The 21577-nt window shown below is 50.3% G+C and carries 17 protein-coding genes; 1 reads left to right on the top strand and 16 read right to left on the bottom strand.

Annotated features, from left to right (window positions below):
- Nucleotides 1-19: 19 nt before the first annotated feature.
- Nucleotides 20-862, top strand: coding sequence for a DNA-primase RepB domain-containing protein (locus ACZ500_RS04520; protein WP_464231340.1), 843 nt, complete (start codon nucleotides 20-22; stop codon nucleotides 860-862).
- Nucleotides 863-881: 19 nt separating this feature from the next.
- Here ACZ500_RS04520 and ACZ500_RS04515 read toward each other — a convergent pair whose 3' ends face one another.
- From ACZ500_RS04515 to ACZ500_RS04440, 16 genes are all read right to left on the bottom strand, one after another.
- Nucleotides 882-1118 (bottom strand): hypothetical protein, encoded by a 237-nt coding sequence (locus ACZ500_RS04515; RefSeq protein WP_464231339.1) that lies wholly within the window; start codon nucleotides 1116-1118, stop codon nucleotides 882-884.
- Between the two features lie 181 nt (nucleotides 1119-1299).
- Nucleotides 1300-2550: an efflux RND transporter permease subunit gene (locus ACZ500_RS04510; protein WP_464231338.1), complete on the bottom strand. Its 1251-nt coding sequence runs from the start codon at nucleotides 2548-2550 to the stop codon at nucleotides 1300-1302.
- Between the two features lie 111 nt (nucleotides 2551-2661).
- On the bottom strand, nucleotides 2662-2826 hold the full coding sequence (locus tag ACZ500_RS04505; RefSeq protein WP_464231337.1) for a hypothetical protein: 165 nt from the start codon (nucleotides 2824-2826) through the stop codon (nucleotides 2662-2664).
- A 266-nt stretch (nucleotides 2827-3092) separates the two neighbouring features.
- Complete coding sequence (locus ACZ500_RS04500) at nucleotides 3093-5219, bottom strand: TonB-dependent receptor (RefSeq protein ID WP_464231336.1); 2127 nt, start codon at nucleotides 5217-5219, stop codon at nucleotides 3093-3095.
- 187 nt (nucleotides 5220-5406) lie between these two features.
- The gene (locus ACZ500_RS04495) at nucleotides 5407-7149 is read right to left on the bottom strand and encodes an ABC transporter ATP-binding protein (RefSeq protein ID WP_464231335.1); all 1743 of its coding nucleotides are present in this window, start codon (nucleotides 7147-7149) and stop codon (nucleotides 5407-5409) included.
- A gap of 8 nt (nucleotides 7150-7157) precedes the next feature.
- Nucleotides 7158-8930 (bottom strand): ABC transporter ATP-binding protein, encoded by a 1773-nt coding sequence (locus ACZ500_RS04490; RefSeq protein WP_464231334.1) that lies wholly within the window; start codon nucleotides 8928-8930, stop codon nucleotides 7158-7160.
- Nucleotides 8931-9205: 275 nt separating this feature from the next.
- Nucleotides 9206-10204 carry a helix-turn-helix domain-containing protein gene (locus ACZ500_RS04485; protein WP_464231333.1) on the bottom strand — a complete coding sequence of 333 codons (999 nt, stop codon included), beginning with the start codon at nucleotides 10202-10204 and terminating at the stop codon, nucleotides 9206-9208.
- Between the two features lie 502 nt (nucleotides 10205-10706).
- Entirely contained in the window at nucleotides 10707-11351 is a 645-nt protein-coding gene (locus ACZ500_RS04480; protein WP_464231332.1) for a class I SAM-dependent methyltransferase, read from the bottom strand.
- Between the two features lie 18 nt (nucleotides 11352-11369).
- Nucleotides 11370-13121 (bottom strand): ABC transporter ATP-binding protein, encoded by a 1752-nt coding sequence (locus ACZ500_RS04475; RefSeq protein WP_464231331.1) that lies wholly within the window; start codon nucleotides 13119-13121, stop codon nucleotides 11370-11372.
- Entirely contained in the window at nucleotides 13118-14932 is a 1815-nt protein-coding gene (locus ACZ500_RS04470; RefSeq protein ID WP_464231330.1) for an ABC transporter ATP-binding protein, read from the bottom strand. The genes ACZ500_RS04475 and ACZ500_RS04470 overlap by 4 nt, the downstream gene beginning before the upstream one ends.
- A gap of 32 nt (nucleotides 14933-14964) precedes the next feature.
- Complete coding sequence (locus tag ACZ500_RS04465) at nucleotides 14965-17055, bottom strand: TonB-dependent receptor (RefSeq protein ID WP_464231329.1); 2091 nt, start codon at nucleotides 17053-17055, stop codon at nucleotides 14965-14967.
- A gap of 123 nt (nucleotides 17056-17178) precedes the next feature.
- A complete protein-coding gene (locus tag ACZ500_RS04460) occupies nucleotides 17179-18138 on the bottom strand; it encodes a helix-turn-helix transcriptional regulator (RefSeq protein ID WP_464231328.1) in 960 nt (319 codons plus the stop codon).
- A gap of 250 nt (nucleotides 18139-18388) precedes the next feature.
- Nucleotides 18389-18697: an isoamylase early set domain-containing protein gene (locus tag ACZ500_RS04455; protein WP_464231327.1), complete on the bottom strand. Its 309-nt coding sequence runs from the start codon at nucleotides 18695-18697 to the stop codon at nucleotides 18389-18391.
- A 32-nt stretch (nucleotides 18698-18729) separates the two neighbouring features.
- The gene (locus tag ACZ500_RS04450) at nucleotides 18730-19617 is read right to left on the bottom strand and encodes a DUF4198 domain-containing protein (RefSeq protein ID WP_464231326.1); all 888 of its coding nucleotides are present in this window, start codon (nucleotides 19615-19617) and stop codon (nucleotides 18730-18732) included.
- Nucleotides 19618-19646: 29 nt separating this feature from the next.
- Complete coding sequence (locus tag ACZ500_RS04445) at nucleotides 19647-20096, bottom strand: flavodoxin (protein WP_464232993.1); 450 nt, start codon at nucleotides 20094-20096, stop codon at nucleotides 19647-19649.
- 412 nt (nucleotides 20097-20508) lie between these two features.
- Complete coding sequence (locus ACZ500_RS04440) at nucleotides 20509-21234, bottom strand: transglutaminase-like domain-containing protein (RefSeq protein WP_464231325.1); 726 nt, start codon at nucleotides 21232-21234, stop codon at nucleotides 20509-20511.
- Nucleotides 21235-21577 lie beyond the last annotated feature (343 nt).

The following is a 21577-nucleotide window of genomic DNA, read 5'->3' as shown; positions in this document are numbered from 1 at the left end:
AGCCCCCCTCTTCACCCCCATGGACGCTGTGCTTAGAAAACTCCACCGCTTCTTTCGCCAAAAATGGCACCTGGCGGTTCTCCATCCGGAAAAAGGACGCTGGATCGTCCAGCCCCATCCCGACCATATCCCTTATCTCAAGGCCCTCAACGCCTCAGGCTGCCACATCCTCCTTCAACCCCTTGAACAATCCCGCTATCTCCTGGCCGATGATCTGTCCTGGGAGAGGGTTTGCCGTCACCATCGCCAACCTGACAACACCTGGAGGCCCGGTCGCATGGTCGTCGAGACCTCCCCTCACAACTTCCAGGTCTGGATCCGTTCTTCGCGCCCGTTGCACCTCCAGCACAAACGCATCCTCCTGCGCATGCTTCACAGCGATCCGGCCGCCGATCCCAACAACCGTTTCGGCAGGTGCCCCGGCTTCCGCAACCGCAAACCCTGCCATCGGACCCCCGACGGGCAATATCCACTCTCTCGCCTCATCTGGGTCGACTACAACTCCTCGGCCATCATCCCGCAGCATCTCTTCCAGGCAATGACTCCGTCTTCCCCTCAACCCTTTCCCCCTCCACCCCCAGGGGGGGCGGTGTGTCTTTCTTCCCCTCCATCTCGCTCCAGATATCTGCGCGCTACCGAATCCGAAACCGACTTCGCCTACGTCCTCGCCCTCCTCAGACGCGGGTACTCCGAACACGCCATCCGCTCCCTCCTCATCGAGCAACGGATCTCCTGGGATCATCACCAGGGCGAACGGAGAAAAAATGCCTATATCAATAGAACCATCGCCAAGGCCAAGACCATCATCCAAAACAAGTCTGTCCAAATTACCCCGAAAATCACCACCAATCGTCCAGGATAATCAGAAAAAAAACGTCAGATTATTGTGAAAGACGACAACGGTAGGCTTTGTAGTATCCCGGGTGGCGGTCGTGCCACGCCTTCTGGCAGTCGCGCTGGTTGGCTTTGTAATCCGGGTCGGAGAGGAGTTTTTCACGCTGCCACTGGCGCTTCCGGGCACGCTGGCATTCCTTCCGGGCGCAATAGCGTTGCGTCTTGATGCGCGGATTGCGCTCGAAAACAGATCCGCAATGGAGGCATCGAATAGTCTCGTTCATGGTCGTCCTCCCCGTGGATGACAACCATAACACTTGTGAGCCTAATCTTTCGAGATTACACAAAAAGGCGAAATAAAGAAGAGAAAGAAGCAGATCCAGGAAGAAAAGACAGGTTTTACATACAGGAAAGAAGGAAGAACCTGCAATGCCGGTTTTTCAGCCGCTCATTTTGGCCAGTTTTCTACCGGCTATATCTGTCCATTTTTTGACCGGCGTTAATAATCCATCCGAGTATCCGGTCAAAGAGATCATTGCGATGGGCGAAAGCCTTCTGAGATACTGCTTTTCTTGTACATTTACCGAAGGAGAGGAAGGCAGGCACTACCATCAGCGACAGCACAAGGGCTGTTATCACGCCGATGGCAGCATACGCCCCCATCTCCCGAATTGGCTTGATTGCAGTTGCCAGAAAGGACAGAAAGCCCACAGCCGTGGTGAGAGTGGTAAGCAGGCAGGGATATCCCACCAACGCCAGGGTTTTGGTGATTGCCTCTTTCCGGCCCAGGCCTCTTTGCTGCTGATTCTGAAATTCGGCGATGATATGCATGGAGTCTCCGATGCCCACCGCAATCAGCAGGGTCGGGATAATGATGACCAGCATATTCAATGGCCAGCCCAGCATACCGACCATCCCCAGGGTCCAGATCACGCTGAGGATTACAACTATGACGGGCGCTATTACCCCGCGAACACTGCGGATGGTCCAGTATAGAATCAGCATCTCCAGCAGAATGCAGATAAGCATAAACAGGGGCGTTTCTTTGGTAGTTACGGCCTGGATATCGTAATTGATAATGGGAGTTCCCACCGTATGCGGCGCAAGGGATGCATATTGCGGCTTGGCCAGAATTTCCCGGACGACCGGCGCAATGGTTCGCCTTGCATCCACTTTGTCGCCGGGGTATGGATCGAGTTCGAGCAGAATGGCCGCAGTTTTGCCATCGGGGGAGATAAGGTTATTCAAATAAAGCGGCTCTGCCAGCGCCTTCTTCCGGATAATCTCCATCTGGTGCGGATCCCCGGGCAGATCCTCCATCAAGTCATAAATCTCTATTCCTCCTTCAATTCCCTCAATGTATTCAACATTACATAGAGACTTTACGGCATTCGCATAAGGCACACTTTCTTCCAGTTCAGTGGCGAGTTCGGCGATCCGTTGAACTGTTTGAGGCTCGAAAAAATCTCCTGTTTCAAATAAGATATACACAAATTCATCATTGCCGAAGGTGTCATGGAATCTGCTGTAGGCAGCAAGTGTTTGATCTCCTTCTACAAAAAACGCCTCGTTGGAGTTGTCCATCCTCAGGCCGCGCATTTCATACAAGAAAAGAGCTGTCAAAAGCATAACAGCTACCAATAATGGCCAGCGCCAGGCCAGGACAAATCCGGCCAATTTTGCAAAAATGTTGTCTGAGTTGTAATTATTTTCCACAAATCCTCGCTATTGATAATCAACAATGCTCGCTGACCATGGAAGAACAGCTATCAGTGGACTGAAATGGTTTGGCAAGTCGATTGTGTCCCCTTGTCCCTCCAGCGCTATTTAGTGTCCATCCGGAAATGATTTCCCTATAGAACCCAGTTTCCAATCCGGAAATGAGGATTTTTGGCCAATATCAAGGAAATCAAGCGTTTGCGCGGAGGCGACCTGTAGGTCGCCGCACAAGCAAACGTGCAGATTGACGCCGAGATTGGTCAAAAAGACCATTTCCGGATGAAAACTATTTAGATGAATGATTCCAAGCAATCTATGTCAGAGATATATAGATCACATCTATTGCGGAGACGCTAACGGCCCAGTCTGTTTTTTTAGCGGAATCGTCTATTTGGTGACGAAAGAGAGGCCTCACGCATGTCTTCCAAAAGATCACAAATAGTGATCCCATCTTGACTATTTTCAATGTATTTCACATCACCAGGCACGGTTATGTCTTTCAGATAAGCCTCTTCGGTCTCCAAACCCTCAGCCAGGCACTAAAACCGGTATACGAGCTGGACACCCGCCTCTCCCGGATCGCTGTAGATGATGTAATAGCCATCGTAATAGCCATAGGAATTGTATTCCTTGTCAAAGATGTTTTTCCCGTAGAGGTAGAAATCAAAATGTTCCGTTTCATAGCCCACTTTCGCGTTGACAGTTTGATACGGATCTCTTGAGTATTTATTTGCCTTGTCAAAGTACATTTTGCCACAACCGATCACATCGGCCCTGGCGTAGAAACCGCTACCGTGTCGATATTGGACCCCTATATTAAAGGTATAGTCCGGCGCATAAGGGTTTTTGTTACCTTCATAATCACCCAGCGCGTCCTTGAAAGTCTTGAATTCAATATCGGTGTATCCGAATCCGGCCATTACGCTCAGCCCTTCGGTAACCTTGGCTGTCATCTCCAATTCGAACCCTTTGCCGGTAGCTTTGGCCGCGTTGCTCAAATACGATTCCATCGTCGAAACAGCTTCCGTAACCTGCATGTCATTAATATCCATATAAAAAATGCAGCCGTTTAGTATCAGTCGATTATCAAAAAATGCATTTTTCGATCCGATTTCATAGGACCACAATGTTTCTTCATCATAGCTGGCATATCTGGGATCAGTTGCAACCGTATTAAATCCCCCTGAGCGATAGCCTTTTGCAACACTCGCGTACGTCATCAATGCAGGCGTAAAATGATATTCGAGAGCCAGCTTGGGAGAAATGTCATTCCATGAGTCATCCGTTGTCGTGTTGAGAATGTTATTCTCATATTCCTGCTCTTGCACCTCATAGCGCAACCCTCCAATCAAATGAAACCCCTCCGTAAGGGCATAGTTGATCTGTCCAAAGACGGCATAGGCATCTCCCCTAAAATCGCGATCTTTTGTGGATGCCATCGGTGGAAAAACAGAGTCGGTTTTCATATTGATCTCATTATGGTCGTGGTCGTAATAGAAACCAACCAACCATTTTAAGTTTTCAGAGGATGAAGCCAATCGCAGCTCCTGGGATATTTTGGCGTATTTATTGTCCTTATCTCCGTGCATCAGCGTCATTGGGCTGAAGTCCCAGTCCATTATTGAGCGATCATTGTACATCCTTCTGGCGGTTACGGAAGTCAAGATCAGCGAATTACCAAAATCATATGTCATGTTAAGTGATTGCGTATTTGAACTTGCTTTGTTGCTGCCTTGAAGGTTGGCGGAATCCTTGCGATCCTCAAATGGGGGGAGCCCGAACATGGAAGCCCCGTATTCCGTCAAACTCATGTTTCCTGCGCCATCGTTATAATCGAGTATGGAAGCGATAAACGAAATATCGAGGCGATCCATAGGGGTCCATCGAAGGTGCGCCCTTCCGAACCAATGCTCTCTGTCATCCGGAGCATCGCCGGTCGTCGTGTTTTCCATAAAACCATCTTTTTGATAAAATTTTCCGGCGATGCCGAAAAAAAGTTTGTCTGTTTGTATGGGTCCGCTCAGGTTCAGTGTGAATTCATCCTTCAATCGATCGCCGGTTTCGGCGGACAATAGTCTCGCCGCTTCGGCAAACAGCTTCCCCCTGAAGTCGTTGTCAGGTTGCCGCGTAATGATGTTGATGGCGCCTGCTTCCGTATTTTTGCCATATAATGTGCCTTGCGGCCCCCGGAGAACCTCCACCCTTTCGATATCAAGCATGGAGTATTCAAATCCTGTAGAGGTTAATATAGGAACCCCGTCTATAAAAAGTCCGGTGGATACGGTCAGGAACTCCGCAGGTACATAAATGCCACGCATGGCCGGCGAATTCATCCCTGACGCTCCGTCATAATTGAGCAAAAAATTGGGCACAAAATCGGCAAGTTCTCCCAGGGATTCAATATTCTTATCTTCGATATCCTGTTCATCAAAGGCCGTAATACTCACCGGCACATCCTGAACATTTTCTTCCTGCTTTTCAGCTGTAACCGTCATGGTTTCCAGTTTGTATTCTCCCCGGGCCTTTTCTTCCTGCGCATCCTCATGTTTCTGATCTTCGTCCTCGGCCACCGCAAATGGCACTGAAAAGAAACCCGAGGCCAACGCGACTACAAATATTGCGATTACGATACCTAATGAGAAAAGCCTTCTCTTCCAATTTTCCATGATTTTTCCTCACTTTTTTAAAAAGAATCAGTTTCTACCCTCTAAATATATTTTATTTATCTAACATCACAGGCATTCGCTAACGATCCATGAACTTTTTTTGACGGAATATGAACTTTTGAGATTTAATAATGTTGGGGTAATAAGGGTGAAGAGGTCTTTTAAAACTTATTCCTGAAGTTACCTTTCATAAGTCCTGCCTGCCTGTGCCGATACGCCATTTTGTTGCGTGAACTCTGCCCCTCCAGAGCCTGGCGTAAAGGCCCCTATTCTCAAGAAGTTCCTTATGCTTACCGATCTCCTCAATCCGACCTTTCTCATTCAAGACAATGATCTGATCGGCTGAAGTAATGGTAGATAACCGGTGGGCGATAATAATGAGTGTCTTGGATGCAACCAGGCCATTGATTGCGCTTTGAATCAAGAATTCATTTTCAGGATCTACCGATGCTGTAGCCTCATCCAGCAGGATAACAGGAGCATCCTTTAAAATGGCTCTGGCTATAGAGATGCGCTGTCTCTCTCCACCGGAAAGGGTAGCCCCGCCCTCCCCTACCAGGGTATCGTAGTCGTTTGGCAGGGCACTGATAAAATCGTGGCACCGGGCAATCTTTGCAGCCTCGATGATTTTCTCTTTTTTTGCATTCTTGGAACCATAGGCAATATTTTGATAAATTGTGTCGTTGAAAAGATACACATCCTGGAAGACCATGCTCACCCGGGATAGAAGATCGTCGATTTTCATTTCCCTGATATTCCGTCCCCCCATTTTCACCTGGCCCGAGTCAACGTCCCAGAACCTGGCAATCAGCCGGGTGATAGTAGTCTTACCCGAACCGGAAGGCCCCACAAGGGCGGTAATCGTTTTTTCCGGAATAGTGAAACTGATATTTGTGAGCACTTTCTTGTCTTCGTAACTGAAGCTCACGTTCTCAAACCGCACATCACAGGCTCCCGGTACATGCCCATTTTCGGGCTGTGGCAGGGGATCCGTCTCCAGGAGTTCCTTTATCTTATACAGGGCCGGCTCGGCCAGTTTACGTAACGCAACTGCCGGGAACAACTGCTTCACAGGTTCGTAAATCCTTAGACCGATAATGGGGAATATCAGGAAAACGGTTAAAGAAATGGTGCCGCTAAAGAGGAAGCATGTGGCAAATACAAGAATGAGGGAAAGGCCCAGATCAAGGATGGTTCTGGCAAGTGTCATGGGAACATCGCCTTTCAGGACAACGCGTATGTTGGTTTCCCTGAAGTGTTGCAGGGTGTTATTGAATTTGTCAAATTGCCTATCCGTCTGCTTGAATGCCTTCAATACTTCAATCCCTTGAACATACTCGATTATTTCAGTATTGACGTTGGACAGGCCGTCGGATCGTTGACTCAGGCCTTTGGAAAATACATCCCTGACCCAGAAATAAAATGGTACTCCTACCGGGAAGACGGCCACAGTGACAAGCGTCAGGCGCCAATCAACGAACAGCAAAAAGATCGGGACTATTGTCACAAAAGTAAGTGCCACGATGATATCGGGAAATGCCTGGTAAATGGACATCTGAATTGCCAGCATCTCATCCACCAAAAGGGTATGGAGAGAACCGGTGCTTTTTTCGGAAAAATACCCCATGGACAGCCTGCGCAGATGCTCGCCCACCATCAGCCGTAGCTTTTTGACCATATCATTTGCCGTGGGCCAGATCGTGCGCGTAAACAGATAGGAAAATACCCCCTGAGATAAAAAGCAAAGGGCCATGCCGCCGGTATACCATACGACCTTCCTAATGCTGAGAGATCGGGCAAGCAGATCGTCCAATGTCAGGAAAATAAAAGCATAGGGCGCGCCCATGCATAGGGTTTCAAATATCTTGTAGAGCGCCGCAAGAAGGAATTTCCTTTTCAGTTCCGGTGCCCACTTTAGAAGTTGACGCATGTATCGGATCATGCTTCCTGCCTTTCCAAGGACCAACCCTGAGCGGACACATGGATTTCCCACATATTTTTATATAATTCGCTATCCACAAGAAGCTGCGCGTGGGTGCCGCTGGCCGCGATCCTGCCCTTATCCAGCACCACGATATCATCGGCTGCAATGATGGTTGAAAGTCGGTGGGCGATGACGATGAGGGTCTTATGCCGGACCAGTCGATTGATGGCATCCTGGACCAGGGCCTCATTCTCCGGATCAATAAAGGCGGTGGCCTCATCGAGTATGAGAATAGGAGCATCTTTTAGAAGGGCCCTGGCAATGGACAGGCGCTGTTTTTCACCACCCGAGATTCTGCCGCCTTTTTCGCCAATGACCGTGTTGTATCCTTTTGGCAATTTCATGATGAAATCATGGCATCCCGCGGTTTTGCCGGCCTCCCTGATCTCATCCTCCGTGGCATCCGGATGGCCGATACGCAGGTTGGCAGAAACGGTATCGTTAAAAAGATACACGTTTTGAAAAATCAGCCCGAATTGTCCCATGAGATCAGCTGAATGGATATTTCTGATATCTGTCTGACCTAAGGAGATGGACCCTGCATCCACGTCCCAGTAGCGTGGAATCAGCCGGGCCAGGGTGGTTTTGCCGGCTCCTGAAGGGCCTACAACGGCGATAAACGTTTGGTCGGGAATGATAAAATCAACATCTTCAATAACATTCCTGCCGCTATCATAACTAAATTGGATATGTTTCCCGAAAACGCCACTTCCCGGTGGCATTGAAGATTCGGGTTCACGTAAGGGCTCAGCGTCTAAAATGGCATCTATCCGCGCCTGACTCTCCAGATGTCTTTCCATGATCCGGCCGAATTGGATCATAACCCACATGGGACTTCCAAAACCAACGCCCATGAGCAAAAAGAAGGCCAATTTTTCCAGGGGGATCATGCCCGCAAGATGCATGGCAGCACCCACAGGCAGAACAAGGAGCATATTGGCTGTGATGGAAACGGAAAAAACGGCGGTGGGCAGATACCACCGTTTACTGGCCTCATTTTCGAGACGGAGGCAATCTGCAATGGATCCGGAATACTTGGAAAACGATTCGACCGTATGATTGAAGGCCTTGATGACGGGCATGCCCTGGATGAACTCGATCATGGCGGCGTTCATCTTTTCAGCAGCCAAAAACCATTTTTTTATAAACTCTCTGCCCCCCCTCATGGTCATTATCTGGATGACCATACCGAACGGAATGACGAGTATGGTGGCGACGGCCAGCCTCCAGTCAACAACCAAAAGAACAATGGTCGTCAAAAGCGTGCAGAAAAAAGCAGCGGCAAAGTCCGTGATGTTGTGGGCCAGAAAAATTTCCATTTGCTCCACGTCTTCACTCATCACCTTTTTTATCTGACCGCTATTTTTCTTATTGAAATATCCGAGTGGCAGCGTCATCAGTTTTTTTGCAATTTCGACCCTGAGATCATAGAGAATATTATATGCGGATATGTGGGACAGTGCGCTGGATACTCCCATGCAACCATGTTTAAGAATCGTCGCCACAATCCCCACCATGATCAACATATAGATAAACCGCTGGTCCGCCTCGCCAAGTGGCTTACCCCCGACCTCGGCAACCATTTTATAAATAACAAAGAAGGGTACGATGCCGAACCCCTGGCCGATAGCAGCCAGTATCCCTGAGAAGACCAGCTTGCCTTTCTGACGGCTGGCCAGATGCATCAATCCGCGCAGATTTCTCTGTTTTTTGGGTTTTGGTTCCATAGCTGTAGGGTCTCCTGTGCAGGTAAATCCATTCATGTTGCAAAGCCAGCAATGTGACGGATGATTAGGTTGAAATAATTGCATAGCCTCCATCCGTCCGCTAACGATTGAAGAATTATTTCTGACGGAATAAGAAGGTCTTCTTCAAAAGAGAGTGGGATTCAAGACCGGCTTCATTGGGGGAACCTACAGGCGGTATGCTGACCGGAAGGACTCAGTGCGGAATGGCATTTCCTGACTTCTGATAATTTCCAACGACGGGGGAATCGGCCCTATTACCATCTGGAAAACGCTTTTCGCAGATAGTTGCCAGGGGTGATGCCATGATAGCGCTTGAAAGATCTGGCAAAGTGGCTGAGGCTTGAGTAGCCGACTGAATATGCGACTTCTGTCACATTCATTCTCCCTTCATCCAGAAGGGATTTTGCTTGATTAAGGCGCAATTCACGAAGATATTCAAAAATAGTGGTTCCATAGAGTTCACGGAAACAAAAATTCAATTTGGGATGCGGGAGGCCGACCATTCTGGCCAGTTCCAATAGCCGTGGTGGGGATTCAAGATCACGACATATAATCTCCCTTGCATGATGTACACGCTCAATGTCATCGGGCCGCAATGCGAATGTCTTCTGAAATCCTTTATTGCTTGATAACGACTGCTCCAGTTTACAGGCAATCAATTCATATGCCTTGCCTTCCAGATATAATTGTCTGGTCAGTCCGTGATACGGGCAATGCATGATCTGATGCAGCACTGCTTGCATCAAAGGGGTGATTACATCCGTGTACCGGTATGTTCCACTCGGAGAACCGGAAGCGATATCACCAAAGTCGTCAGGTATCCGGTCCAGCTCTCTTTCCAGCAGGGTGTTGAAGAAGTGGGGCGCCATCTGCAGATGAATGGTAATGACGGGATCTTTGGTTGCCGCCTTTCCCCAGATATTTGAAGCCGGACGGTAGTACAGACTGGTCTGCCCGCTATCCGAGAACCAGTCATCGCTTGCGTATTGCATCCTGTTTCTTATACTTCCGGAGATGGCGAAACCCAGTCCGATCACAGACGAACGGGATTCCCTGTCTATAACAAGCGGCTCTCGAAGCCTGAAATCCGTGATAACAATCTCAAAGCCGGTGCCAAGCCGCGTCTTTTGAATTGACCCGGCACCAATCTCTTTCGGCAGATCCCAAAACAGCTCCAAAGGCGTTTCCTGGTTGGTGGACCTCTCTGTTAGATCCAGGTCCTCAAAAATTTCTGCCATCTTCTTTGCTGACATTTTTGGCTTCGTATCGACCTCGATGGTCGGTCAATTCTATCTTGGCGATCATGGTTTTTTTCGAACAGGCAAGACGACCTTGGTGGGGGCCCCGGATTATTCCGAAAACAAAATGTTGATCATGGTCCCCCCTCATACACAACACCGCCATAATCTTGTGGGTTATCCTGAGACAAAAAAAAGGCGTAACTCAGGATAATAGCTGCGATCCAAGTTACGCCTTCACTTTCTCCCACTTATTCGCCGGATGGGAACCCGTAAGGCATCCCTTCGGGGATTGAATCTACTAAAGACTTTAGGAGCTTCTAACAAGTTATAAATGTGCTGTCAAGATGTTTTGTTCGGAAGCAGGATGGCAAGTTGGGCGAATGAAGAATAAGAGCAGGCAGAATAAAGACAAATATTTGAGCTCAAATCCCTGTCATCATCAGCTTCGTTTTTTGGGGACACCGGTAAAAATTTGATAAAGTTCTCTAGAATCCATGGTTGACCGGCAGATGATTCATAATTGTTTTCTTCCCTTTACACACACGACATGGGTTTCCTTTTCAATAAGCCTCGATTCCTCGACCAGAAAGCCTGCCGTTTCCAGCAAGTTGGCAACATCATGCGGACTCACGACACGGTTCTCTTTGGGCGGCATGCCGAATCTCCTCAAATAGCGCATCCCCATGGCGAGCTTTGACCAGAAGGGCATACCGAAAGAGGTGGCGTCTGCCAGCAGGATGCGTCCGCCGGGTTTGAGGACCCGCCCACCTTCGGTCAATGCCTTCACCGGCTCCCTGAGGATATGAATGACGTTCCCCAAAAACAGGGCATCAAAAAGGCTATCTGCGAAAGAGGTATGATAGCAGTCTTGCATCTGCACGATCGTATTGCCAAATGGAGACAACCTCAGCCTTGTCATATCAAGCATTCTAAGAGCGCCATCCGCGGCCGTCAGGTGGCGTGCCTTTCCGGCAATGACCTCGGAAAACTGTCCGGTCCCGCAGCCCAGTTCCAGGACGTGGTCGGTCTCCTGCAATTGGTTCAATAGCCAGGCCTTTGTCTCCCTCTGGGCTTCCTCACCGACCACGTAGGCCGTCCCCGCATCATATGTGGCTGCCGTATCGGCCCAGTATTCGAACTCTTTCTTGATTTTCGCCATTTCCCTCCCCGCACTCATTCAGAATTGCCACTGCCGCACTTCCTGCTGCTCACTCCACATGCTGTGATACAGTCCCCGGGCGCTCATCAAGGTCTCATGGGTCCCTTGTTCTACAATCGAACCGTTATCCAAAACCACGATATTGTCCGCGCCTGCAACGGTGTTGAGCCGATGGGCGATCACCACAACGGTCTTGAGAGTCACCAATTCGTTTATGGCTTCCTGAATGTGTAACTCGTTTTCGGGGTCAAGCGATGCAGTGGCCTCGTCAAGGAGGACTATAGGGGCGTCCTTTAATATAGCGCGGGCAATGGATATGCGTTGCTTTTCGCCGCCCGACAGGGTGGAACCGCCTTCACCGACGATGGTCTCATAGCCGTTGGGAAATTGCTCTATGAATTCATGGCACCGTGCCTTTTTCGCCGCCTGGATGATCTCATCCATCGAGGCCTCTTTTTTGCCGACTCTGATATTGTTGATGATGGTATCGTTGAACAGATAGACATCCTGAAAGACCATGGATACCGAAGCGAGGACATTCTCGGGATGATAGTCCCTGATATCGGTTCCTCCCAGCAGGATGGCCCCTTCGGTTACGTCCCAGAAGCGTGCGATGAGCCGGGTCATGGTGGTCTTGCCCGAACCGGAAGGCCCTACAAAGGCATTCAGCGACCGCTCTGGAATAACGATGCTGATGTTTTTCAGCACATCGGTACCATGGTCATGATAACGGAAGCGCACGTTCCGGAACTCGATGTCAAAACGTTCCGGCTTGATGCGAGGATGAGTCCCGCTAAGAACCGGGGTTTTCCTTAAATTCTCGAGCCGCTCAACGCCGATCTGCTGATAGTTGAGCTCTCCCAGAAACACCAGGGCCTGAATCAGGGGCTCGTACACCCGGATTCCGAGAATCAGGAACATGATATAAACGGGAAGGGATATGGTTCCTGCAAAGAGAAAGGTCAGCCCGAACAGGATGATCAGCGTTAATCCGCCGTGAAGGATAAAGCCGGACAGGAGGATGGTCGGACCGGCGCCTGCTTCAAGCTTGATGCTCAGGGACTTCAGATTCCGAAATGCCTTTTCCATACGTTCGAATTTGGTTCCGGTCATATTGAACGCCTTGATGAGGCGCATTCCCTGCAGATACTCGAGCATCCGGGACCCCGAGTCGATACGCGCCTTCTGATGCCTTTTCCCGAAATGAGTAATGATCGCCCTTGAGATGAAGGTGAACGGTATGGCAACGGGGATGACAAGGGCCGATACAAGGGCCATCCGCCAGTTCTGGGTGGCAAGGACGATCAAAAGAAACAAGGGCATTGCAGCCGCCCCGGCGATCTGGGGCACGATATGACTTAACAGAAACTCGACATTGGCGTAATCGTTGATAAGGTATGATCCGATATTGCCGGGGTCGCGTGAATTGAAAAACCCCATGGAGAGATTTCGCAGGTGATCGCCAATGGCCAGGCGGCCCTCGGCACAGATGTTGTAACTCTCATGATAGACTTCATTATAAGACCTCCGGCTCACCAAAAACAAGACCAACAGGGCGACAAAGAGGGCACCCGTCAGGCCTGTCAGGGCGACAAGATCAAGGGGGGCACCAGGGTGCTGCAACGGTTTGAAAAGCACCCATATCACGGCCAGGAGAATGCCGTACGGCGCACCCCGGAACACATACTCCAGTACAGTCCAGAGGATCATCGGGCGCAACCGTTTGATATCTCCGAGGGTCGCTGCACGCATAATGGAAAGGGTTTTCATCGGCTATGGCCTTCCTTCCTGGCAATCCGCCACTCACGGGCCCTGGAATACGTCCCCCACATATCTGAATACAAACCGCCTTGTCCGACGAGTTCAGTGTGGACGCCCTGTTGGACGATCCGGCCGTCGTCGACAACCAATATCTGATCCGCGTTAGTAATCGTGGACAGCCTGTGAGCGATGACAATGACGGTCTTGCCCCTTATCAGACGGGCCAGCCCCCGGAGGATTGTGCCTTCATTTTCAGGATCCACATACGCGGTCGCCTCATCCAGGACAACGATGGGCGAGTCTTTCAGTATGGCCCTGGCGATGCCGATGCGCTGCTGTTCGCCGCCGGAGAGATACGTGCCCCCTTCTCCCACAAGTGTCCGATAGCCGTTGGGGAGCCTTTCAATGAACTCATGACACTGGGCGGCCCTGGCGGCAGCGATGACCTCGCCCATGCCTGCCCCGGTGTTTCCCATACGAATGTTTTCCTCCACCGTATCAAAAAAGAGAAACCCATCCTGAAATACGAATGACAGACAGGACATGAGGGATTCCATGGTCATATCCCGGATGTCCACGCCGCCGATCCGTATGGCCCCCGAGGACACATCCCAGAAGCGGGCCGCGAGAAGGCCCATGGTGGTCTTTCCTGCCCCCGACGGGCCTACCAGGGCCGTGACCGTGCCCGGCTCTGCCACAAAGGAGACCTCATGGAGTACGGTCGTTTCGTTGTAGCCAAAGGTGACCCGGTCGAATTCGACGGTGGCGTCGGCCGGGTGTTTTCCCGAATCTCTGTCCTCGATTTCTTCCCTGTAAAGGATCTCATCGACCCGGTCCACACCCACGCTGATCTGATTGAGGTAACTGCCCATGAACATCAGCTTAAGCAATGGGAAGAAGAAGCCGCCGCCGATGATCAGGAACAGCAGGACTGTCGGGATCATCTGCTCCATTGGATCGCAATGACCGAGGATCACCACGGCAACCGGGACAATAAACACCAGAGACGAGGATGCCGCAGTGAGAAAGGCAGGATAGGCCGTTGAATAGTCCCTGCTCATCTTCTGGGACCAATCCCGGTGGGAAATCACGGATTCCCTGAGACGTTGAAACGAGTCCTGTCCCGTCCCGAAGACCTTGATCACCGGCATTCCCCGCACATACTCCACAACGGCAGCGTTCATCCGTTCCAGGGCATCGTGATATTCATGATAAAGATGCCTGGCACTCCTGCCCATCATGGACATCATCACCCCTATGGCAAAGGAAAATGGCATCAGGGCGGCAATGGCCAGTCGCCAATCCATGTAAAACAAAAAACCGATGATGATCAGCGGAAAAGCCACCGAGCTGATGATATCGGGCAGATGGTGGGCTACGAACAATTCGATTCTCTCCACATCTTCGGACATAACCTTCTTGATCTCGCCGCTCGCCTTTTGGGTAAAAAAGCCCATGGACAACTTGGTAAGCTTCTGGGCAATCTTCACGCGCATTTCATAAAGGATATTGAATGCCGCGACATGTGACAGCATGAGAGAGGTGTACTGCAACACGCCAAATGCGGCCACAGACCCAAGGCTGACAAATCCCAGCGTGAACAGATAATCGCGATCGACACCGCCGATGTCAGCGGCATGGACGGCAAGCTCTTTAATGATGAGATATATGGCCACAACCGGGACGAATTGCACCATGGTGGCGACGACCGCCAAAAAGCCGGCTGCGAACAGCCACCATTTTTTGGCCCCTGAGATTTGAAGCAGCCTGAGAATGCCGGTTGCTTTCTTCTTGCCTTTTGCTGAATCTTTTACACCCATGGCTCCTCGAAGCTGCCCCTTGCGGCCGATTATCAGAATCTGTACGTCAGTTGCATGCCCAGTTCTCTGGGATCACTGTAAATGACGTAATAACCGCCATAATAGCCTACGGCGTCGTAATTCGTATTGAAAAGATTTTTTGTATAGAGATACAGATCAACATGTTCCGTCTCATAGCCGATTTTTGAATTGACGATTTGGTAAGGGTTCCGCGAGTATTTATTGGCCTTGTCAAAATAGTTTTCGCCGTAGCCGATCATGTCGGCCCTGCAATAGAACCCGCTTCCATGCCGGTATTGAGCGCCGATATTAAACGTATATTCAGGTGCAAAGGGGTTTTTGTTGCCTTTGTAGTCTCCCAGTGCATCCTTGAATTCGTCAAATTCAATATGAGAAACCCCGAGACCCCCGCTGATTGTTAGGCCGTCAGCAACCCTTGCCATTATTTCGAACTCACCGCCCATGGCCGTCGCCCTGGCGGCATTGGTGGTATAGGACAAATAAGGTGACACAGCTTCTTCGACCTGCATGTCGCTAATGTCCATACAAAATAAAGCCGCGTTCAGTATCAGCCGCTTGTCCAAAAACGTGCTCTTCATCCCGATTTCGTAAGACCACAGACTTTCCGCATCATAAGTTTGATATTGGGGCTCTTCCGCGATTACGTTAAAGCCCCCCGAACGGTACCCTTTGGAAGCGCTTGCATATGTCATGAGTGCAGGCATCAACTGGTATTCCAAGGCAATTTTGGGTGAAACCTCACTCCATGAATCATCATTCTTTGTACCGAGAACATGGTCGCTGAAATCCATGCTCTGTTTTTCGTAACGCAACCCTCCAATGAGGTTAAGCCGTTCGATAAGCGCATACCCAATTTGGCCAAATGCGGCCCACGCATTGCCATCGAAATCACGATCAGTTGTCTTTGCCATCGATGGGTAAATTGATTTTACTTCCATATCAATTTCTTGATGGTCATCGTCACAGTAGAGTCCAACAAGCCATTTCAGCTTTTCTGAAGATGAATCCAATCGCAATTCCTGTGAAATTTTGTTTTGGCTACTGTTTTGAAAGCTATCCATCAACATAATATTGCTATAATCAAAGTCCGACGCGAAATCCCATTTGGTCATTCTCCTGGCAGTAATCGAGGTCAGAGTAAGATTATCGCCAATATCGTAAGCTATCTTAAGTGACTGGGAATCGTTGTCAGACTTTTTATACTGATCAACGTTGGAGGAGATTTTGCGATCCTCCGGTGCCGGAAGGCCAAATGCGGCGGCGCCAAGTTCCGTCAAATTGATGTCGGTTGCCCCATCATCATGGGAAAAGCGCGAAACAATCAACGACATGTCAAGATCCTGCACGGGCGTCCAACGGAGATGGGCACGCCCAAACCATCGGTTTCTGTCGTCCACGATATCCCCGGTCACCGTATTTTCTAGGAACCCATCTTTTTGGTAGTACTGCCCTGCAACGCCAAAATAGAGACTGTCCTCCTGAATAGGGCCGCTCACGTTGAGTGAAACCCGCCTTTCCTGATCTTCGCCGCCTTCAGCCAGCAGTTTTGCCTTCAATTTATTATCAGGTTGCCTGGTGATGATGTTGATAGCGCCTGCTTCCGCATTCTTTCCATACAGTGTTCCTTGCGGACCCCGAAGCACCTCAATCCGGTCGATATCGATAACTCCTTCCTCATATCCGAAACTTGACAGCATCGGCGCGCCATCCACATACAATCCGACGGACGTCGTAAAAGACATCGATTGTGCTGAAATCCCCCGCATCGTGGTTTGACTGACCAGGGACGTCATACCTGTATCGAAAACCATCATATTGGGTACAAAATCGGCCATCTCCCAAACGGACTCAATATTTCTATCCTCAATGCCCTGATCGCTCAAAACCGTCATACTCAATGGTACTTCCTGGGCCTTTTCCTCTGTTTTTTCAGCCGTGACGGTAATGGTTTCCAACTCGTATTCCTTTTTTGATTCGGGTCCTTCCGCCTCCTCTCCTCCTGCCTTTACCGCAGTATTCAAAAAGAGTACACAAATCGCCATCATCAGCATGTGCACAAATCCATGTTTTAGTCTCGTCATATTCGTCACGCCTCCCATCATTCTCAAGGTTTCTCCAGCTCTGGGAACCACAAGCCGCTTCGCCCAGACGATTTATGATGGAGATATAAATCACATACCTTGCGGAGACGCTAACGGTAGAGTGCATTTTCTTAGCGGGATCGTTTATTTTATAAAGAAGGTGGCATCCTTCAGGCACGTGGCGGGTGGAAAGCCAAAATGGTCCCTAAACGCCTTGGAAAAATGGCTGAGGCTGGCGTATCCAACCGCGCAGGCAGCTTCCGTTACATTCGTTTTGCCTTCATTCAGGAGGCTTGCGGCGGTTTCAAGGCGCCGGTTGCGCAGGTAATCGAAGGGAGTGATGCCGTAAACCGAGCGGAAACAGTGATGCAGTTTGCTGCGACACATGCCCACCGACCGTGCCAGTTTATTCAGGTCAGGTGGATCCTCCAGATCCTTGCCGAGTAAATGGGCCGCATGCCGGACACGATCAATGTCATCCGGTTTCATAACAGATGGCCTCGCCGAAAGGTTATTGTCGGTATCAAGCTGTTCTATCTTGTAGGCCGCCAGTTCCAGGATCTTGCTCTCCATGAAGAGATCGCGGGTCAATCCATCATAAGGACAATTCAGGATCTGGTGGAGCGTCATCCGCATAAGCGGTGTAATCACACCTGTAACCCGGCCGGGGCCTTTTGACAGATTCTCTAACGCGGTTGGCAAACGATCTATTTCCCCGCCTGTAAAAGCATGCAACAAGCCAAAGGGAATCATAACGGAAATTTTGACCACGTGTTCGCGGCCAACGGTTTCCGTGAAATCGACCTCAGTTGGGAAACTATACAATGCGCTTTGACCTGATGTTACTGAAAACGCCCTATTCAGGCACCCGGCGCACATCTCGACCTCCCCTGAAAGGCAGAAGCCAAAACCGAAAAAAGGAGCATTTGGAAAGTATTTCAGGACGGTCGGCTGATTCAGTTCATAGTCCGAAAGGGCAAGCCGGATGCCGGAATTCAGAAAAACGGTCTTTATACTCCCCGAACCAACGGATGTCGGGATTGTAAATCGGCCTTTGTTTGGAATGTCCTTTTGACTCATGGAAAACAGTAGTCTTTTCCCCATTGTCTGCCACCTGCTGTAGGACGATGGATTGCCGCATACCCACCTGTTGTCCGCTGGTTCTGTCGACCATGCCCCTGTAAGGCAACAATTTCAAAAGAGTTTGTTTTGGACCGGGGAGGCCATAGAAACGCCCACCATATACAGCGTAAACGCGGCCAAAACGGGGTGTCTCCAAGATGGGGAGCACTCCGTTTTCAACATAGAAGCCGGCGTTTCACAGATCAGAGCAATCCTGCGTCTGAAGCCGGGGTTAAACAACCACTACGGAATTTTCGGCATCCCCATAGGGCGTAGAAACATACCCATCGGCGTCGCAATCATTCAGCCAATCCGTGCCGTCAAGAAGATAGCGAAACTGATATTCTCTGCCCTTTTGAAGATCAATCACCACGTTGAATTCACCTTTTCCCAGTCTTTTCATGGGAGTGGAAGAGACATCCCAGTCGTTGAACTCGCCCACAACATGGACGGTCTTGGCGGATTTGGCCTGTCTTTTGTCCAGCCTGAACGTGACCCTGCACAGATGCCTTCTCTTGAGGTACTTTTTCTTGACACTCATGAAGAGATCTCCCATTCGAATCCGGTTCTTCGCTATGGTTTGACATCAAAGCTGATGGTTCCCGCATAGAACACCTTGGTGCATTTTTCAACCAGCGACTTCGGGTCCTTTGCCGGATCCACATCCCAGCTCGTGTATACGTTGACCACCCATTGTCCTGCTGTGGGCATGCGAAACGAGCCCTTGCCGTTATGGAGCATGGCGGCCAGGAAAAAGCCGTCCGGCCCCCCGAACGTGTTGCTGGTGGCGGTGATATATTCCAGGCCCTTTTCGGGCATAGTGGTAAGGGGCTTTCCCATGAGACTCACCTCAAAGGAAACCATGTCCCCCACATGCACACGGCTCAGATCGGTCAGGGGCATCAGCTCGAGGTCGTTTCCCAGGGGTTCGGGGGCCGTCCATTTCGCCCCCACCGTAAAGAAGGCCTTGGCATAGGATTTGTATTTCATGCCGGCCAGCACTTTCTTTGCCCCTTCCACCTGGTTCATGGGCTTGGGAGCCCACTTTTTCACACCCTTTTCATCCAGGTACGTTGAGTAGAAGTTGTCGGCCGATGCAAGGGCGACCTGGTATGTGCCGGGGGCAGCCTTATCGGTCAGGCCCAACTTCCTGAGTCCGGCATCTCCGACGGACACCCCTATCCCCGAACCGGTCTCGAGTGTTTCCCCTTTTGTCACGGCGGGCAGAGGCAGGGCCGTTCGATTCAGTTCAGGATCGATCAGTTCGTAAGATGCCAGGCTAAGCTGACCGAGCAGGTCATCCAAGGGAATCCGATGGCCCCATCCGATAGAGGCGATTGCATGCCCCGGAGGATGTGCAAAGGACTCATAGAGGTTAATCCAAAGGGTGTGTGCTGAGGCCGGAACGGTGATCAGCACGCACGCCAAAACCATGAACAGACTGACTGCAGCTCTTTTCATTTCTACCTCCTGTTTCCTTTCTAATGCACCTATCGGGCCTGACCCGCAACGGTCGCGGCCCAGTCCTTGATATCATCATCCGCATCGTTGGGATCGCCGTCTATTTTCAAGGATTCTATCACAAGACTGCCGCCGAGTTCCTCCACCTTTTCCTCTATGAGGTCCACAGCACCGCAAAAATGCGTAAAGGAGCTGTCTCCGCAACCAAAGGCCGCGGCCTTTTTGCCATTCAGGGATACCTCATCCATCTTTTCATAGAACTCGGCGAAGTCCTCTTGCATTTCGATCTCGTCATCGCCCCAGGTGGACGATCCCAGCAGGACAAGGTCGTAATCCCAGGCAAGCTCTTCGACTGCGGTCTCATCAACGTTTTTCATCACGATGTCCCAGCCCTTTTCCTCAAAAACGTCGCCGATCATTTCGGCTGTGGTTTGTGTGTTCCCGGTGGTTGAACCATAAACGATCAATGCCCGCATCATGTGCCTGTCTCCTTTCATACTTTCAACATGATTTAGCACCCATTCAGGCGCCTCCATTGAAAAATCATCTAACGGCCTCTTCTATGACGCAACCCACAAAAAAGACGCAACCTCTTTCACTTCAAAGAATTACGCCTTCACTTCCTCCGCGTCCAAGAACCGGATACCGTAAGGTCATTCTTATTTTATTTTGCATTTCTAATATTAATTTGCAGAACTAACTACTCCGAGAAATTTCCTTTGTCAAGCTTTTTTTAAACAACGATATATGGGATCGAGAATCAAATGCGGAAAATGCACGACTTTCCGTAGGTGCCTTTTAGTCGCTTAAAGGTATCAGATGGTTACAGTTGGAGCAAACGAGGCGTGCGCCAAAAGTGGACCGTAAGGCTGCAACAAACAGATAGGCGTCTCATGCCGCAGTCCCATGGTTACACCCCACGCGAGATGTCGATCTCAACAGCTCTACCCGATTGTTGACCTTTTTGATCATGAGCCTGTAAAGCAATAGCTTTATGTAACCGGGCCTGTTTCGGTATGCCTCGGTCCTATAGTAATCAGAAGGGTCCTTCCAGACGCCCTGGTCCGCAACAACCGCGTCCATCTGGACAAATCGCTCGTCATCGATATGGAAATCGGCACTGCACCGGCCGTTGGCGCATGATATGGAATAGCCCGTGTCCCATCCCTTTTCTTTGAGGACCAGCTTGGCTGCGGTGAAAAAGGCCTCATCATTGATATATGAATCCAGCCTGCGCCATTTCCCCTCGATCTTCACCTCAAGCCAGCTATGAGAGATCAGGGAAGGCATCAGCAGATAGCCGATCCCCGTAAAAAGGCCTCTTTGTATTTCCTTCCTGATAAGGGAGAAGTGCATCCGGCCGGGAATACCAGAGGCCCTGCACAACGCTAAAAACAGGGCGCCCTTGGTGTTGCACTGCCCCATCCGAAGCCGAATGGTGTCGGATGCCTTTACCAGATCCCCGCCCATGGGAAAGCCGAAGCGGATCCCGTCCCGAACATAGTAAAAGAGCTTCTCCAGCCTCCAGCCTGGGGATTCCTCTCCCCCTGCCAGTCTTTCCGCTGTCTCTCGAACCAGCGGATGGTCATCATCCGCCAATCTGGGTATTGATTTCATAGGGTGTCCTTCGTGGGCTGAACGGCCCAAAATTCTGCCCCGGGCGGACGGTTCCTGATGTGTCTCGCCATCAAAACAACCAGATCGGGGATCTGAATCAGAGACTCATCTTTTAGAGATGTTATCGTGGGGGTACCATCGGGGGCTGTAGACGCACACACGTTCGCGTCCCTCCTGTTTTGCCCGGGACGGTGCCATGTCCGCGCGGCCCTTACCAATTCTTCAGGGTCATGGATATCTCCGTTGAGGGTGCACAACTCGATGCTCACCGTTACCCTGATCGCATCATCGGCAATGTTTTCAACAATTTTTCCTGCTCTTCCAAAGTCACACGCATTTTTCG

It is taken from the genome of Desulfatiglans parachlorophenolica (genome assembly GCF_055394735.1).
Note: the sequence above shows the minus strand (reverse complement) of the source record. Positions and strands in the feature narration are given on the sequence as shown.

What these genes read in the sequence shown, in the direction of transcription:
- ACZ500_RS04450 (WP_464231326.1), bottom strand. Translation starts at nt 19,617, where the DNA reads ATGAAAAGAGCTGCAGTCAGTCTGTTCATGGTTTTGGCGTGCGTGCTG.
- ACZ500_RS04495 (WP_464231335.1), bottom strand. Translation starts at nt 7,149, where the DNA reads ATGCGTCAACTTCTAAAGTGGGCACCGGAACTGAAAAGGAAATTCCTT.
- ACZ500_RS04465 (WP_464231329.1), bottom strand. Translation starts at nt 17,055, where the DNA reads ATGATGGGAGGCGTGACGAATATGACGAGACTAAAACATGGATTTGTG.
- ACZ500_RS04485 (WP_464231333.1), bottom strand. Translation starts at nt 10,204, where the DNA reads ATGTCAGCAAAGAAGATGGCAGAAATTTTTGAGGACCTGGATCTAACA.
- ACZ500_RS04520 (WP_464231340.1), top strand. Translation starts at nt 20, where the DNA reads ATGGACGCTGTGCTTAGAAAACTCCACCGCTTCTTTCGCCAAAAATGG.
- ACZ500_RS04505 (WP_464231337.1), bottom strand. Translation starts at nt 2,826, where the DNA reads ATGGTCTTTTTGACCAATCTCGGCGTCAATCTGCACGTTTGCTTGTGC.
- ACZ500_RS04480 (WP_464231332.1), bottom strand. Translation starts at nt 11,351, where the DNA reads ATGGCGAAAATCAAGAAAGAGTTCGAATACTGGGCCGATACGGCAGCC.
- ACZ500_RS04515 (WP_464231339.1), bottom strand. Translation starts at nt 1,118, where the DNA reads ATGAACGAGACTATTCGATGCCTCCATTGCGGATCTGTTTTCGAGCGC.
- ACZ500_RS04470 (WP_464231330.1), bottom strand. Translation starts at nt 14,932, where the DNA reads ATGGGTGTAAAAGATTCAGCAAAAGGCAAGAAGAAAGCAACCGGCATT.
- ACZ500_RS04490 (WP_464231334.1), bottom strand. Translation starts at nt 8,930, where the DNA reads ATGGAACCAAAACCCAAAAAACAGAGAAATCTGCGCGGATTGATGCAT.
- ACZ500_RS04455 (WP_464231327.1), bottom strand. Translation starts at nt 18,697, where the DNA reads ATGAGTGTCAAGAAAAAGTACCTCAAGAGAAGGCATCTGTGCAGGGTC.
- ACZ500_RS04445 (WP_464232993.1), bottom strand. Translation starts at nt 20,096, where the DNA reads ATGATGCGGGCATTGATCGTTTATGGTTCAACCACCGGGAACACACAA.
- ACZ500_RS04460 (WP_464231328.1), bottom strand. Translation starts at nt 18,138, where the DNA reads ATGGGGAAAAGACTACTGTTTTCCATGAGTCAAAAGGACATTCCAAAC.
- ACZ500_RS04500 (WP_464231336.1), bottom strand. Translation starts at nt 5,219, where the DNA reads ATGGAAAATTGGAAGAGAAGGCTTTTCTCATTAGGTATCGTAATCGCA.
- ACZ500_RS04475 (WP_464231331.1), bottom strand. Translation starts at nt 13,121, where the DNA reads ATGAAAACCCTTTCCATTATGCGTGCAGCGACCCTCGGAGATATCAAA.
- ACZ500_RS04440 (WP_464231325.1), bottom strand. Translation starts at nt 21,234, where the DNA reads ATGAAATCAATACCCAGATTGGCGGATGATGACCATCCGCTGGTTCGA.